Raw genomic sequence first — 15,274 nt, 5'->3', positions numbered from 1 at the left:
GTATATTTGTTATTAAGAATAAAAATCATAACTCTAAGAACGAAGATGTGCAACTATATATACAAAAATAAAGGAAGAAATAACGATGGGAAAACTTGTTATTACTCTGATAAAAGTAAGCCACAGTTCCTTGAATTACCTCTTGATAATGAGGGGTATTGTATTTTTCATAGTAGAGACAAAGAATTCAAATCAAAAAATTCATTCGAAACATATTTTGAAAAATTACTTTCAACTATTTCATTGGTTTTTAAAGATACGGATAAAATATTCTGGAAATATGATTTTGTAGGTTTTGTTTTTACTGAAGATTTGCTATTAAATAATATGGAATTTAACAACTCGATAGACTTATCAAACTCTAATTTTTATGGAAAATTTAAATTGATAAATATCAGCACATCTTCTATTAATTTGATGAATAGCCATTTTTCTGATTTAGTTTTATTTGAGTCTGTCAATATTGGCTTTAATATTTACGGTTCTAACTCAATATTTGATTACAGCTTAAGCATAAAAACATCAGAATTTAATGGAGCTTCTTATTTTGAAAATTGTATTTTCAACAATCCTTTAAATTCTCCAAGCTGCGAGTTATCTATAAAAAATAGCAAAATCCACTCAGTTACATTTGAGAACTCATCTTTCACCCCAAGGGTTGCTATAGATGGTAATACCCTTAATCAAGAAGTTATTTTTGACAAATGTAATATGCTAAATGAGTTTTTATTTGAGAATAATGTAGTTAACGGTTTAATAGGCATTAGAGAAACGGAGTTTTTACTACCTGAAAATTTGAACAATTTTTATAGCGGAGTAACTTTTGGAAATAATATAATAAATGAAACAGGGAAAATTCTATTTAGAGGAAAGAAACCAATGGATAAAATGGTAAAAAGCGAAATGGCTTTTTACTACAAACAAACGCCCAAAGGCTTAATCTCTTTTGAAAATTTCGACTTGAATACAATCTATTTGGATAATAAAATTAAGTTGCTTGAGCTTGAAAAGGAAAATCCAAACATTGTATCAATATCACCAAGTTGCAGTAAATATAGTTGCAGAACTGAAGATTTCATAATAGAAACATCAGAAGCAAACCAGAATTTCATTTTAGACCTTACAAATGTTTTCTGTAATTACTTTAAACTTATAGAATCTACAAATTTAGGAGTAGAAATTGTAGAGCAAAAGAAAGACTTTGTACGTTATTATTATTTTACAGATGAAAAATTAGAATTAGAAGAATTTTACATAAGAATACAAAAAAATGAGATAAAAATATGGGAAACACTAAATAATCTATCTGCAATAGTCAAAACAGCCATCGTTTCTCAAAATACAGAACTTTTAGATTGCCTTATTGAGCTGGACAGTTGGTGGAAGAAGTTAGGGTTAAGAATTATTCAGAATAAAATGAATAAGTATGAGGTTTCAAATGTGTTAAATTCCATTTCTATTGATAAAAAAACAGAAGAACAAGTAAATCTTTTTATTGAACAAATTTCAAATCGCATTAATTTTTCAATTCATAATAATATATTAATTACAGAAACTATGGCAAATATTAATTTTAATGACAATCACGGTGAAGTAAATATCAATGATTTTAGTCAGCAATATGGTCTAAACGTTGAACAAACAAGTAAGCTATTAGAAATAGTAGAAACGGTAAAAAAAACTCCGCCCGACAAAAAGAGTACAACATTGGAGGAATTATGCAAAAGTTGGTTTCCTACCATTGCAGCTACACTGTCAGAATCAATTAAACCTTTTGTTTTATAAACGGGATGTAATCTAAATAAGTAAAATTGTTTGCACTTTCAGCAGGGTTTATATGTTTCAACTGAGGTATAATATATAAACGAAATTGTTTAGGGGTTGCTATAGTCTATACCAAATCTTATAATGCATTAAAATCTGTCATTGTGACAAACTATTACTCTCGTAGCCACTAAGAAAAGTAACAAATTAAATGAAAAGAAAGTATTGGGTACTATCGCCAAACGTAATGAATGGTGCAGATGAAACAGAGTGGAAAAACGCCATTAATAATTTAAAGAGGGCATTTATTGGGTATGATGATCAACATCGTTTTGGGCAAATGTTCAAAAATGATATCCGAATTGGTGATGTCATATTAATTGCACAAGGACAAAACTCAAATAAAAAATTTTTCTTGTGCGGTTTTGTAGATTCAGAAGCAAAATATGAACATTTGGATGGTACACCTGAAACTGTACAAAACCGAAAATTAAAGTTTACAATTCCGAAAGAAAGACTTGATAAATTAGGGCTTGATTTTAATGACAGTACTTGGGGCGAATCAAAACAACCTGCAACACTTTATCATTTAAAACCTAATGAGGTTCAAGCAGACAAGAAAATTGTAAACTTGTTAGCTGCGGAATTAGAAAAACAAATTATCAAACAATTGATGGAAAACATAAAATTATCAGCAGAACGACAAGCTCAAATCAAAACGCTTTGGAATAAGTTTAAGTCTGAAACAAAAGAAGAAGATAGAAAATTCAGCAATGACGAAGTTGAGAAAAGGATTGCAGAATGGCAATTATACAAAGACAAAATCTTAAATGATACATTGAGTTTGGATGATTATACAAATACTTTGAGTAGTTCCACAGCAACAATGCCGGGAGGTTACTTATGTAATTTTTTAGAACGAGCTACAAGAATTGTTTTGGGCTCTTCAAAGCCTGGTACCGCTTTTAATTTTGAAGTGAAATTAAATGATGACAACATAACATATCACATCAAAAGTACAAATCAATCAAATGCAAGCCGACAAGAAGCAGAAAATTATTTCAACGAGAACATAAAAGATTTGTTGAAAAATATTGTCTCACAAACCGATCCATTGGAAAAAATACAATTGGTTGAAAATGCAAACTATAGTGCCAAACAGATTTTAATGAAATTGGCGGTGTTAGATAATTTATCAGACTTTCTATACATCTATTCTACACAGTGGCTAGAAGAATTGTATAATGAGTTTATTGATGGCGATGCTGAAAGTATTTTTACAAAAAACCATCAAGTCTGTATTATTGCAAAAAAGCTTTTAGAAGTAAATGAGCAAGATAAAAATGAACTTGTTTTGCTTTCACGTTTTTTGTGGAGATTTGTAAACTCTAAAGCCATTGCGGACATCAATAATCCGAATGTTATAATGTATGGACCTCCAGGAACAGGTAAAACATTTTCTGCAAAAAATAGTTTGGATTTTGTATGTCAAGGTGATACATCTCGATACGAAGTTTTACAATTTCATCCATCATTTACTTACGAAGATTTTATTGAAGGTATCAAACCAAAAGGAGTTTCAAAAGACGGGAACATTCGTTTTGAATTGGTAAATGGAGTCTTTAAGAACTTTTGTATCAAAGCGAAAAAGCAGCCTAAGAAAGATTTTTACTTCGTAGTAGATGAAATAAACCGTGCCAATCTTTCAACTGTATTTGGCGAAACATTGTCGTTATTAGAAAAAGATTACAGAGATGATGGAAGCGGTAGAAATTTAAGAAAAACACAGTATTCCGCACTGATTGAACAGTTGATTAAAGATAATCCTACTGTTGCTGAATATAAAGATTTAGCATATGATTATAACGCTATAAATGGAGACGTAAAATTTGGAGTTCCTAAAAATGTGTTTTTTATCGGAATGATGAACGATGTGGACAAAAGTATTGATGCTTTTGACTTAGCTCTTCGTAGAAGGTTTAAATGGATTGGAAAAGATTGCGATTATGAAGTAATTGAAGAAGAAACACGTTTCAAAGGAAAAGATGAGTTTCATAATATCGGTCAGTATGTAAAAGCCTGTGAAAAATTAAACAACTATATTTCTAACGATTTAGGTTTGGGAAAATCGTATGAATTTGGTCATTCTTTTTTTATGAAGATTGGAGACATTGCTAAACGTAAAGAAATTACGGCAAATAATGTTGAAACTCTATTCAACTTGTTCTTGCGACCAACATTGAAAGAATACCTAAGAGCAGTATTTGCTGAAAGCGAATTAGATAGCAAGTTAGATGAAGCGTTGAATAAGTTCAAAGAAACAATAAAGTAAAATGAGAATTAGTGTTCCCGTCAATCATAATTTTTACGAAGAAGCTCCAATTTTAGAATCGACTTTGAGTAAGTCTTTTGATGTAAACAAATCGGGAGTTAAACATTTACAAAAATTATTTTCTTCAGTCTATGAGTTAAAACTTGGTGCAGAGCAATTAAAACAAGTTAAAGTATTAAACTTCAAAAGCAAACGCAACAAAATTTTTAAGGAAGACGAAGAACGTTTAATTCTAAAATTATATTCTAAAGAAAAAGAGGAGAAAGAATACTACATTCAAACAGGTTTATATGCTGGAATTTTATTTCATAAAGGTTGTAAAATAAATATTACAACAAGGTATGGTGGCGCTTTTCTAAAGCGTATGCTTAACTTCGTAAATGACATTTATGTAGATAATGAACAAATACAAGCTAAAAAAGATGAAACTGAAAATCAATTCTTATTTATCATTGCTCATTTATTTATTCAGTCATTAGAAAAAGTAGTCGTTTTGGGTTTGCCACAACAATACCAAAAACAGCAAGAGCGAAGCCAAAAAGTGAGAGGAAGTATAAATTTCAGCGACTACTTAAAAAGAGATATTCCGTTTCAAGGAAAACTAACAACAACTTTCAGAGAACGAATATATGCTCAAGAAATTGTAGATGTTCTATATTTAGCGTTGAGAAAATTAGAAAGTGTTTTTGGAAAAGAAATTCACAGTCGTTTGCTGGGACTATGCCAATTATTGAAACAGCAATATTCGGGATGTTTTGTAAACTACGAAACTATACAAAAAGCCAAAAGACACCAATCTATATACAATCCAATGTATCGTGGTTTTAAAAAGGTTTTGGAGTATGCAGAAATTATTTTATTGAATAAAGACTTAATGCCGGACTATGAAAAACAAAACTTAACGACAAGTGGCTATCTTTTTGATATTGCTGAATTATATGAAATCTATCTTGAAAAACTTTTGAGTAGAAATTTTCCCGAATGGTTTGTGAGTGGACAGGTTGAACTTCCGATTTACCAAAAACAGTTTTATCACAGGTCTTTTTTCCCCGACTTAATAATGAAACATAAGACAAGTGGAAAAATTATTGTTCTTGATGCAAAATTTAAGAGAATAGAAATGCAGAATAGAGATGTTGATAGAGCGGATTTACATCAAATACATTCGTATTCGGGTTATTACAAAAATGAATTAATTGCAAGTGGTCTTATTTATCCATTATCAAAAAAATTAAACTTAGACAAATCCCATTCAAACTCATTATACGGAAACGACAACAACAATATAGGTTTTATTGTAGATGGAATTTATGTTGACGAAAATCAGACAATGGACGAATTAATTGAGTGCGAAAATAGGTTTGTAAAACGAATGACACAATTGACAATAAATTACTAGGTAATTGCTCAACAAAATATAGTTAAAATAGGAGATACTTCATTATTAGCTAATTCAGCAAAACATAGTACAAAAATTCCCAATAAATTTTGCGATAATTCCAAAAAAAACGGAAACAGCTTTAAAAAAAGCCATTTCCGTTTTACGAATTAAATCAAAATTCACTCAAAAATTTACCACAAATTTTCTTTCGGTTTCCCTTATGCTTTCTGCAAAAATTGCCATATCTCTGCCAATTTTTTCAGTCGTCATTTTAGCATAAATTTGAGTGGTTTGTATGTTTTTATGTCCCAACATCTTGCTCACACTTTCTAGTGAAACACCTTTTGACATCGTCAATGTAGCAAAAGTATGACGAGAAAGGTGAAAAGTCAGATGCTTTTTTATACCGCAGATTTCAGCGATTTGTTTTAAATGACGATTAACCATAATACTGGTTTTTACAGGAAGAAGTTTCCCATCCTTAAAGATGTGGTTTTTATATTTTTCAAGGATTTTCTTCGGTATTTCCATCATCGGAATAAAATAGTCCATATCCGTTTTTTCCCGTTTTCCCATAATCCATTGCTGTCCATCAATAGATAGTTGAATTTGCTCTTTAGTTAATTTAAAAGCGTCAATATAAGATAAACCCGTAAAGCAGCAGAAAATGAAAACATCTCTTGTTCGTTCCAGTCTTTTATCCAATTTCCAATTCATTAGAATTTCCACTTCTCTTTGGGAAAGATAACCTCGTTCCGATTTTTCGTCTTCTATTTTGTAATTGATAAAAGGATTCCGATAAATCCATTCGTTTTTATAAGCCAGCTCAACAATCTTCTTCAGGTTAATCAGATATTGGGCAATCGTACTTTGCTTGTTTCCACGAACCGTCAGCAAATACATTTCAAAATCCCGGATAAACTGGTAATTGATTTCCCGAAGTGGAATATCCGAAAGGTGATATTTTTCCGTAAGGAATTCCGATAGCCTAACCCGAAGATAATAATATCTATGATAGGTAGACTTAACAATTCGTTTGCCTATCAAATTAAATTTTTCTTCAACGTGTTCGTCAAATGCCTTCAGCAGCATATATTGCTTACTGTCGATTCCAAGGAAAATATTTTTTACTTTTTCGGCTGAAACTGTATTTTCCCTTTCCTGAACATCCCTGTAAATTTTATGAATTCCTGCCTTTGTTTTTTCAAGCAGAGCATTGATTTCGGAAGATTCTGCACTTTTTCCTGTTGCTTTTCCTTCTTTGATGTTCCATAGCTTCGGGTCAATGTATTTCTTCATTCCGAAACGGGCTTCTTTTCCGTCAATGGTAATCCTGCAATATACAGGGACACTTCCATCTTTTTTTTGTTTGTCTCTTTTCAAAAAGAAAAGGACTTTGAATGTACTTCTCATACGCTACATTTCTATTGTTGTAAAATTAAATTCAACCTCTAAAAATGAGCGGTTTGCAGGGTGGACAATATCAGTCGTTTATAAGCCAAACACAGCCATTTTAGCTCTTTTTGTGTCTCCCTTTTGTCTGCATAATAAGGGGGTACGATTTAGAGCGTCATCTTTGTCGCTCAATGGCTGTTTTATGGCTTTTTATGTCTAAATTTGCACCCTATAAAATCATCAATATGTTGACACTTTCCTCTTTTTGTCGGGGTTTGTCTGCATATAGGTGATTATTTATTAATTTTATCAATAAAATTAAAAACAAAACCATTAAAACTTAACAGCCATGAACTCTATTCCTATTTTCTACTCAACTGCTTAGCTTTTATTCTGTACTTAGAATTGTAAGCGTTACGATGCTCTCTATGCAGTCTCTGGTATGAGATTGCAGTATACCTCTATACTTTTATTCATTATCGAATCATAAAATTATTGCCATGAAAGAAGAACTGAAAGTTGAGCAGTTTACAGGTGCAGTTGCTCATCTCATCACTCACCTTAAAACACTCTATAAAAATAAGCCTTTAAAAGTTTCCGATGTAATAGATGATATTGACTGGAGCGACCCGCAAAAAAAGAAGTTGCTTGAGAAATATAATATAGGCGAAGAACCGCGCCAGTATGTAGACCTTATACAGGAAGGCGGCGGAGTACACGGAATTGCACTGGCCGGATATACCTATGTGCTTGAGAAAATGGGGATCTCTTTTCTAAACAGCGCAGGAACAAGTGCCGGAGCCATCAATACCATGATGCTCAACTGTGTTTATTCACAACGGGACGCCATTATGATGGGCGAAAAAGAAGAATTCATCAACCAGTATTATGAAACAAGATCTGAAAAAATTCTTGAATATCTTTCGAAAAAGGATCTTACGGAACTTGTGGACGGGCATCCGTCATGGAGATTTATTATTTTAAAAATATTTTCCAAGCGGGACCGGAAACCCATTTTAGATAAAATAAAATTCAGAGCCAGAATTACAGTATACTCTTTTGTTGTGTTCTTAATTACAATGATTGTAGCTGCCATAGGAGTTGGGATACTTTCAGGCAAAATCGCGGTGTGGCAGATCTGGGTTCACCGTTTACTGATTGTTTCGGTGATGGGGTTTATAATCTCTATATGTATGGTTATTAAAAACTTTATGGTTTTGCGGCTGCTTTATTTTAACAGTGAAAAAATGGGGATCAATCCGGGGGACAATTTTAAAGAATGGATAAAAACCCTCATGGAAGAAAACAGGATAAACAGCGTAGCCGATCTTAAAAATAAAATGCTGAAAGAAAACGACCTTTACAAGTGCTGGTATTCGGAACATGAATCCTCTTTTAATGCTTCATTGTCTTCGGCAGGAGGAAAAAGTGAAGGCAACGAACAGCTTTTGAACATTACAGAAGATGTAAACAGTTTAAAGCTCAGTATGACCACCGAACCTGTAGAGTTAGTTGAGGAAAGCCACAAATCACAATCTGAAACTACAATCGATTGGAAAAAATTAAAGGAATCTCTAATTGACAATGACATCAAAAATGCAATAGAGAAATATTTAAAGGAACATAAAAACACTAAAGACCAGAGTTTTGTGGATGGCCTTTTGAACCAGATTATTTCCGTTATCAAATATTTTAATCAGGTGAGCTGGCATGATCTGAAAGTAATCAATGATCAGCTTATTGAAAAGAATTTTATTCCTATTAATGCCAACGAAAAAATAGTAGAAAGAATTATAGGGGAACTATTTAAAAACACCTATGCTATAGTGGGTACCAAAAGCTATAAATTCCCCCAGCAGCTTGTGGTGGTTGCGGCAGATATTACCAACCAGATTAAAGTAGAATTTCCCGGAATGCACGAGTTTTACTGGGGAAGTGATGAATCCATCTCTCCGGCTGAATATGTTCGGGCATCTATGTCTATTCCTTTCTTTTTTAAGCCCTATAAAGTCACCATGTCCAATACACAGATGGTAAAGATCAATAACACATGGAAGGTAAAGCTGGGAGCTTACAAAAATTTTATCCAGGGCAATAATGAGATTCTGTTTGTGGATGGAGGAGCATTATCCAACTTCCCTATCAATGTATTTTACAGCAATACTCACTTTATACCTACCCGCCCTACTTTCGGAATTAAACTGGAATATGATAATGATGATCTGTATAAACTGATTGATAATGAAACCAAGCTGGCCCTTTCTATGATCTCTACAATGAGGTATTTTTATGACCGTGATTTCCTGATTAAAAACAGCAATTTCAAAAAAACGGTACGGAGCGTAGATACAGGAGATATCAGCTGGCTTAATTTTAATCCTTCCAGGAATGAAAAGATAGAATTATTTTACAGAGGGGCATTAGCTGCAGCTATTTTCCTTTCCGGCGAAAATCTGACTTCTGAAGAAAAAAACAAGTTGATGCAAAAAGCTTGTAAAGACTTTGGAATTATAGACTTCAGAACAGAAGATTTCATTTATCCTGATGTTTTCTTCAATTGGGAAAGTTACAAAAGAGAAAGAGGAAAAGCAGAGATCTATAAAAACCTGAGTCCTAAAATGAAAGAAAGATCAAGTTTCACCTATTAAAAATTTTAGTCATGATAAAGATTACAAATTATTATCTGGATCAGCATATTCGAATTGATAATTTTGATCAGCTGATTTTGTGGATTGCTATTCTGACATCCATCGGGACCATTACAACCGGTGCCTATCTGGCTTCCTTCTCAAAAGGTTTTCTTTACAGTATAAAAACCTGTGAAAATAAATATACATTCAAAAAATTTTCTTTGGCCGGTCTACAGCTTCCCTTCAAAAAGACCTATTTGAAGGACATCCTTTTGGGAATTGATTCCAAAACCAGTACTGTTATAAATAAAGCATTAAAAGCAGATTCGTATTTTATGCCCTTTGCCTACGGAGGTTTGCTGATGATATTCTTTTATTTCTGGTTAAGATTTATGGACAGGCCCTATTCTTTCATTTACATTTTGCTGATTAAATGCTGGTATTTTCCTTTGGCAGCTTATGCTATGGATATACTTGAAAATAATTTTACAGTATCCCTGCTGGAGAAGCTGGATATCCTTAAACAGGAAAGAATAACCAACCCCGAAGACTGGAGATTGAATGAAGATGATAAAAATAAATTAATCTCTACCTTTCAAATCAAAATAATTATTGTTTCAGGTTTGAAATGGCTTACTGCTATTCTCAGCATTCTCATCATCCTGGCAGCTTTGTATGTTCTGCTTTTTCCATAAAAAAATGACCAGCCTGTAATTCGTACTATTTTCAGGACTGGTCATTTATAATTTCAGAATTTAATGTTGATGATTTTTAAAGTTGATGATATGGCCCGTGATTAATCCTGCTGCTCCTGCATATAATAAAGGAATATGAATTTCAAAGATCAAATCTGCAAAAACAGAAACCGCAATAAGAAAAATGGAAGCCCAGAGCAGGACCCTGAGCCAATGGCGGGTTATACTCTTTGTAACCCTGTAAACCACTACAGTACCAATGATCAGGAAAGCAAGATCAATATAAGGATTATGGGATATTCCCAAAGGAATAATCAGTAACAGAGGAAAAACTATACAATGGATAAGACACAGAACTGCTGCAGAAATTCCTACTGCATCAAGAATTTTTGATTTCATAAAAACCGGGGATTTAAATTTCTTATTGTAACTTTGTTGCAAAAGTATAGATAAAATCTTAATTAAAGCAACTTTGTTGCATTAAAAAATGAAACAAATCAGAAATACCCAGGCCAAAACTGAAATTTTAAATGTCATTAATCATTCTGACATCGCTCTTTCACAATCAGATATACAGAAAAAGCTGGGCGACCTGTGCAACAGAGTGACTATTTACAGGGTACTGGAAAGGCTTGAAAATGAAGGACTCATTCATAAAATTGTAAATATAGACGGAGTGGTGAATTTTGCCAGATGCAGCGGAAAATGCAGTACAGAAAAACACTTCCACAACCATATTCATTTTAACTGTAAAGAATGCCATTCGGTAACATGTATTGAAAATGTGGTTCCTGATATCAGCCTGCCACCGGATTTTATAGCACAGGAATATAATTTTATAGTGAGCGGGATATGCCCGAAATGCTCTAAAATGCAGTAATCTCAACAATCAGGCCATGATCTCCCGTCTACTTTCCGGGCATCTGAAAATTTCAGCACCGGCTTTCCTGCAGCCGGAACAGATTATTGTTTGGTAAAGTAAATAAAAGTACTATTTTTATTTTAAGAAAAGAAAACACCAATTATGCCGACTGAAGCTTCCCACAAGCTGATTCCGATGACAGATTTTGTTATTGAATACTATGCTAACGAAGGATATGCCGATCTTCAGACATTACGTTTGATGAAAAACTATGCTAATTTTCTAAGACTGCCCTTAACTCTTGGAATGTTTGTTCCTGTAGATCCGAACGGAAATGTACTGAAAGAACCCAGAAACTACACTGCCTGGAAATCACTTGATCATAACGCTGTAAAAAGAAATGATATTGCCGGATTTGAAGAGCATATTCATTATCAGGAAGCAGAAAAAAAATGTCTGTTTGAAGGGTTTATCATCGCTTACAACGGATATTCCGTAGTGAGAATCGTAGCTTCTTATGATCAGGAAGTGGAACTCTCTTTCAATAAAAATGATCTTATGTCAACTGCATTTACAGATATTGAAGCACTTACTGTTTTTGAGGATATATATCTTACAGCTAATGCCTTACAATCTATTGGAATTAAGAAATAGAATCCTGTTCACTCAATATCCTCTCTAATTCTGCTATAAATGCAATCTGTGCCGGGTTGATTCTTTTTTGAGCCTCCACCGATTCAAACCACTCCCACTGATCTACCTCGGGAATTTCTATCATTTTAGAAGATCCTGGGGGCCATTCTATCTGCAGTGTATTGCTGTAAAGTCCGGATATTTCAAGATCACTTTCCAGAGCCCACGCATGAACAGTTTTACCTCCTTTCTGCTTAACGGGCACAAGAGCAATGAATTCACCGTGTATCGTTTTCCCCGTTTCTTCTTTAAATTCAGTTAAGGCACGCTCCAGCGGATCTTCATCAGGCTGTATCTCCCCTTTTGGAACAGACCATGTGCCTGCATCTTTATTCTTCCAGAAAGGTCCGCCCGGATGAACCAGGAAATAATACAGATTATTTTTTACTCTTTTAAACAGCAAAATGCCCGCACTTGTTTTCATTGTTTTAAGATAAGATATTTTTCAAGAATACTTCTGTTTACTTGTTTTATTTATATCAGAAAAAGATTACAGGTACCACATTTTTAATATTATTGTCAATTTTATTTCATAAAGGCATAGAATGTGTATTAAATCAGGAAATAACATTAAAAATTTAAAGTCATGAGAAATTTATTATGGTTAGTAGCTGTCATTTGTATCGTTGTTTGGCTTCTTGGAATGTTAGATGTCGTGCCGGGAATCAGTACCGGATATTTGGTACATATTCTTCTGGTAATTGCCATTATTGTAATACTTTATAACATTATTTCAGGTAAAAAGCCTCTCTGATCATAGCTGAAGCACTACTGAATATCAAATAAAAGCAGGTCCGCAGATTAATTTTCCGGCCTGCTTTTTTTGATGTTACCATCCATCAGAAATAAAACAGGAAATGATATCTGCTTCTGAAATATTTTGGCTGCTTTTTGAGTGTAAATATTTTATATATTTATTATAGGAAATATAATGCAAGTACAAACAAAAGCAAATCAATATAATGGAAGAAAAATTCCAGCCTGATGTTATTATTATAGGAACAGGACTGGCAGGACTCACTGCTGCAATGGAAATTACCAATGCCGGGAAAAAAGTACTTCTTCTGGACCAGGAAACAGAACAGAATATTGGCGGACAGGCATTCTGGTCATTCGGGGGCCTGTTTCTCGTTAATTCTCCCCAACAGCGGAAATTGGGAATCAAAGATTCTTATGAGCTGGCTCTTCAGGACTGGAAAGGCACAGCAGGTTTTGACCGTGAGGAAGATTACTGGCCCGGAAAATGGGCAGAAGCTTATCTGAAGTTTGCAGCCTATGAAAAATATGCCTATGTTTCTAAACTGGGAATCAAATTTATGTTCATGGTAGGCTGGGCAGAACGCGGAGACGGATCAGCAACAGGTCATGGGAATTCTGTGCCACGTTTCCATGTCAGCTGGGGAACAGGAACAGGAGTTGTAAAGCCTTTTGTAGATAAAGCATATGAAGCCGAAAAGAAAGGCCTTTTACAGATGAAATTCAGGCACAGAGTGACCGATCTGATTATAGAAAACAACAAAGCCAAAGGCGTTAAAGGCGATATCCTCGAAAACGATGATAAAGAAAGAGGAGCTGAAACCAACAGAAATGTCATTTCCCGGTTTGAATATCATGCCTCTCATGTAATTATTGCATCCGGAGGTATAGGAGCCAATCATGAACTGGTCCGCAAAAACTGACCGGAAAGACTAGGAAAAGCCCCGGAAAATATGGTTTGTGGTGTGCCCGCTTATGTAGATGGAAAAATGATTGGTATTGCAGAAAATTCCGGGGCACATATCATCAACCCGGACAGAATGTGGCATTATACAGAAGGAATACAGAACTGGAATCCGATATGGCCGAAACACGGTATCAGGATACTTCCCGGCCCATCTTCCCTATGGTTTAATGCCAGAGGAAACCGCCTCCCCGCTCCTTTTCTTCCCGGATTTGATACCCTGGGAACTTTGAAGCACATACAGGATACAGGATTTTCTTACTCCTGGTTTATACTTACCCAGAAAATCATTAAAAAAGAATTTGCCCTTTCAGGATCAGAACAGAATCCGGATATTACCAATAAAGATTACGCCCTGTTCCTCAACCGGATTTTTGGAAAAAAAGCCCCCGGCCCTGTAGAAGCCTTTAAAGAACATGGGAAAGATTTCATTGTTTCAGATAATCTCAAAGATCTGGTAGAAAAAATGAATGAGCTGACAGGCACTTCCCTTTTGAACTATGAAAAAATCAAAGAGCAGATTGAAGCCAGAGACCGCGAGCTGGACAATAAATATTCAAAAGACACACAGGTTAACTATATCCGGAATACAAGAAATTATTTAGGAGACAAACTCGGCCGTGTTGCTTCCCCGCATAAAATACTGGACCCTAAAAACGGACCTCTGATCGCTGTACGGCTTAATATTCTTACAAGGAAAACATTAGGCGGTATTAAAACCAATCTTAACGGACAGGTTTTAAGGGATGATGATACCGTAATAGATGGATTGTATGCTGCAGGAGAAGTTTCAGGCTTCGGCGGCGGCGGAATGCATGGATACCGTGCTCTGGAAGGAACATTTCTCGGAGGATGCATCTTTTCCGGGATGAAGGCAGGACAATATATTGCAGGACTTTAAAAAAGATCATGATGAATTTTAAGAATTAACAAAAAAACATTAAGGATGAAAAATTATTTTAATAATAAAGTGGTTTGGATCACGGGAGCTTCATCAGGAATCGGGGAAGCTTTGGTTCATGAACTGGCAGCAAAAAGCAATGCGAAAATTATTCTTTCGTCAAGAAATAAAGATCAGTTAAATACCGTTGCCCAAAAGGCCGGACTTGATGCAAATCGTTTTATGATACTGCCTTTAGATCTGGAAAATTATAAACAGATGCCGGATATCGTAACACAAGTCATAGAGAAATTTGGAAAAATTGATATTTTAATCAATAATGCCGGACTTTCCCAGCGCTCTCTGGCTATGGAAACAGATATAGAGGTTGATAAACGTTTAATAGAAGTTGATTTTATAGGAACCGTAGCCCTCACCAAATCTGTTCTTCCCTATATGGTCAGAAACGGTGGCGGACATATTGCTGTTGTTTCCAGCATGATGGGGATTTTCGGAGCTCCGATGAGAAGCAGTTATGCAGCCGCCAAACATGCACTCCACGGTTTTTTTGATTCTCTGCGTGCTGAATTGTATACAAAAAATATTATAGTAACCATTATTTGCCCCGGATTTGTACAGACCAATATTTCCATTAATGCAGTAACCGGCAGCGGTTCTCTACAGGGAACTATGGATGATGCCACCATGAAGGGAATGCCGGCTGATATTTTTGCTGGAAAAATGCTTTCCGCAATCCGGAAAAAGAAAAATCAGGCTTCCATAGGCGGACAGGAAGTTATGGGAACTTATCTTAAGAGGTTCTTTCCCGATCTTCTGGCTAAAATTGTCCGTAAGGCAAAAGTGGTATAGTCATAAAGAAATATAAATGCCGAAATTGTCAGCAACCTCTTGATGAATACTT

12 protein-coding genes and 1 pseudogene are annotated in these 15,274 nt (G+C 34.6%); 10 read left to right on the top strand and 3 right to left on the bottom strand.

Annotated elements, in window-relative coordinates; all coding sequences use genetic code 11:
* Positions 1-45 precede the first annotated feature (45 nt).
* The 3 genes from HNP36_RS05355 (at position 46) to HNP36_RS05345 (ending at position 5,495) form a co-directional block, all read left to right on the top strand.
* On the top strand, positions 46-1,785 hold the full coding sequence (locus HNP36_RS05355) for a hypothetical protein (RefSeq protein ID WP_184159665.1): 1,740 nt from the start codon (positions 46-48) through the stop codon (positions 1,783-1,785).
* Positions 1,786-1,975: 190 nt separating this feature from the next.
* Positions 1,976-4,096 carry an McrB family protein gene (locus HNP36_RS05350; RefSeq protein ID WP_184159667.1) on the top strand — a complete coding sequence of 707 codons (2,121 nt, stop codon included), beginning with the start codon at positions 1,976-1,978 and terminating at the stop codon, positions 4,094-4,096.
* A 1-nt stretch (position 4,097) separates the two neighbouring features.
* The gene (locus HNP36_RS05345) at positions 4,098-5,495 is read left to right on the top strand and encodes an McrC family protein (RefSeq protein ID WP_184159669.1); all 1,398 of its coding nucleotides are present in this window, start codon (positions 4,098-4,100) and stop codon (positions 5,493-5,495) included.
* Between the two features lie 165 nt (positions 5,496-5,660).
* Here HNP36_RS05345 and HNP36_RS05340 read toward each other — a convergent pair whose 3' ends face one another.
* Positions 5,661-6,890: a site-specific integrase gene (locus HNP36_RS05340; protein WP_184159671.1), complete on the bottom strand. Its 1,230-nt coding sequence runs from the start codon at positions 6,888-6,890 to the stop codon at positions 5,661-5,663.
* Between the two features lie 482 nt (positions 6,891-7,372).
* Between HNP36_RS05340 and HNP36_RS05335 the strand changes: the two genes are divergently transcribed.
* Both HNP36_RS05335 and HNP36_RS05330 read left to right on the top strand, forming a co-directional pair.
* Complete coding sequence (locus tag HNP36_RS05335) at positions 7,373-9,520, top strand: patatin-like phospholipase family protein (RefSeq protein ID WP_184159673.1); 2,148 nt, start codon at positions 7,373-7,375, stop codon at positions 9,518-9,520.
* A gap of 11 nt (positions 9,521-9,531) precedes the next feature.
* Positions 9,532-10,197 carry a hypothetical protein gene (locus HNP36_RS05330; protein ID WP_184159675.1) on the top strand — a complete coding sequence of 222 codons (666 nt, stop codon included), beginning with the start codon at positions 9,532-9,534 and terminating at the stop codon, positions 10,195-10,197.
* Positions 10,198-10,257: 60 nt separating this feature from the next.
* Here HNP36_RS05330 and HNP36_RS05325 read toward each other — a convergent pair whose 3' ends face one another.
* A complete protein-coding gene (locus tag HNP36_RS05325; protein ID WP_184159677.1) occupies positions 10,258-10,596 on the bottom strand; it encodes a MerC domain-containing protein in 339 nt (112 codons plus the stop codon).
* Between the two features lie 88 nt (positions 10,597-10,684).
* Between HNP36_RS05325 and HNP36_RS05320 the strand changes: the two genes are divergently transcribed.
* Complete coding sequence (locus HNP36_RS05320) at positions 10,685-11,077, top strand: Fur family transcriptional regulator (protein ID WP_184159679.1); 393 nt, start codon at positions 10,685-10,687, stop codon at positions 11,075-11,077.
* A gap of 144 nt (positions 11,078-11,221) precedes the next feature.
* Entirely contained in the window at positions 11,222-11,713 is a 492-nt protein-coding gene (locus tag HNP36_RS05315; protein ID WP_184159681.1) for a hypothetical protein, read from the top strand.
* Here the strand turns inward: HNP36_RS05315 and HNP36_RS05310 are convergent.
* Complete coding sequence (locus tag HNP36_RS05310; protein WP_184159683.1) at positions 11,703-12,176, bottom strand: NUDIX hydrolase; 474 nt, start codon at positions 12,174-12,176, stop codon at positions 11,703-11,705. The genes HNP36_RS05315 and HNP36_RS05310 overlap by 11 nt on opposite strands.
* A 162-nt stretch (positions 12,177-12,338) precedes the next feature.
* On the opposite strand from HNP36_RS05310, the gene HNP36_RS05305 reads away from it, so the two are divergent.
* From HNP36_RS05305 to HNP36_RS05295, 3 genes and pseudogenes are all read left to right on the top strand, one after another.
* Positions 12,339-12,506 carry a lmo0937 family membrane protein gene (locus HNP36_RS05305; RefSeq protein WP_184159685.1) on the top strand — a complete coding sequence of 56 codons (168 nt, stop codon included), beginning with the start codon at positions 12,339-12,341 and terminating at the stop codon, positions 12,504-12,506.
* Positions 12,507-12,714: 208 nt separating this feature from the next.
* Positions 12,715-14,373, top strand: a pseudogene (locus HNP36_RS05300) (FAD-binding dehydrogenase).
* 45 nt (positions 14,374-14,418) lie between these two features.
* Positions 14,419-15,222, top strand: a complete 804-nt coding sequence (locus HNP36_RS05295) for an SDR family oxidoreductase (protein ID WP_184159686.1) — start codon at positions 14,419-14,421, stop codon at positions 15,220-15,222.
* Positions 15,223-15,274 lie beyond the last annotated feature (52 nt).

The sequence above is a fragment of the Chryseobacterium shigense genome, assembly GCF_014207845.1.
GTDB lineage: Bacteria > Bacteroidota > Bacteroidia > Flavobacteriales > Weeksellaceae > Chryseobacterium > Chryseobacterium shigense_A.
The sequence above is the reverse complement of the archived record's forward strand: the minus strand, read 5'-3'. Positions and strand labels throughout refer to the sequence as shown.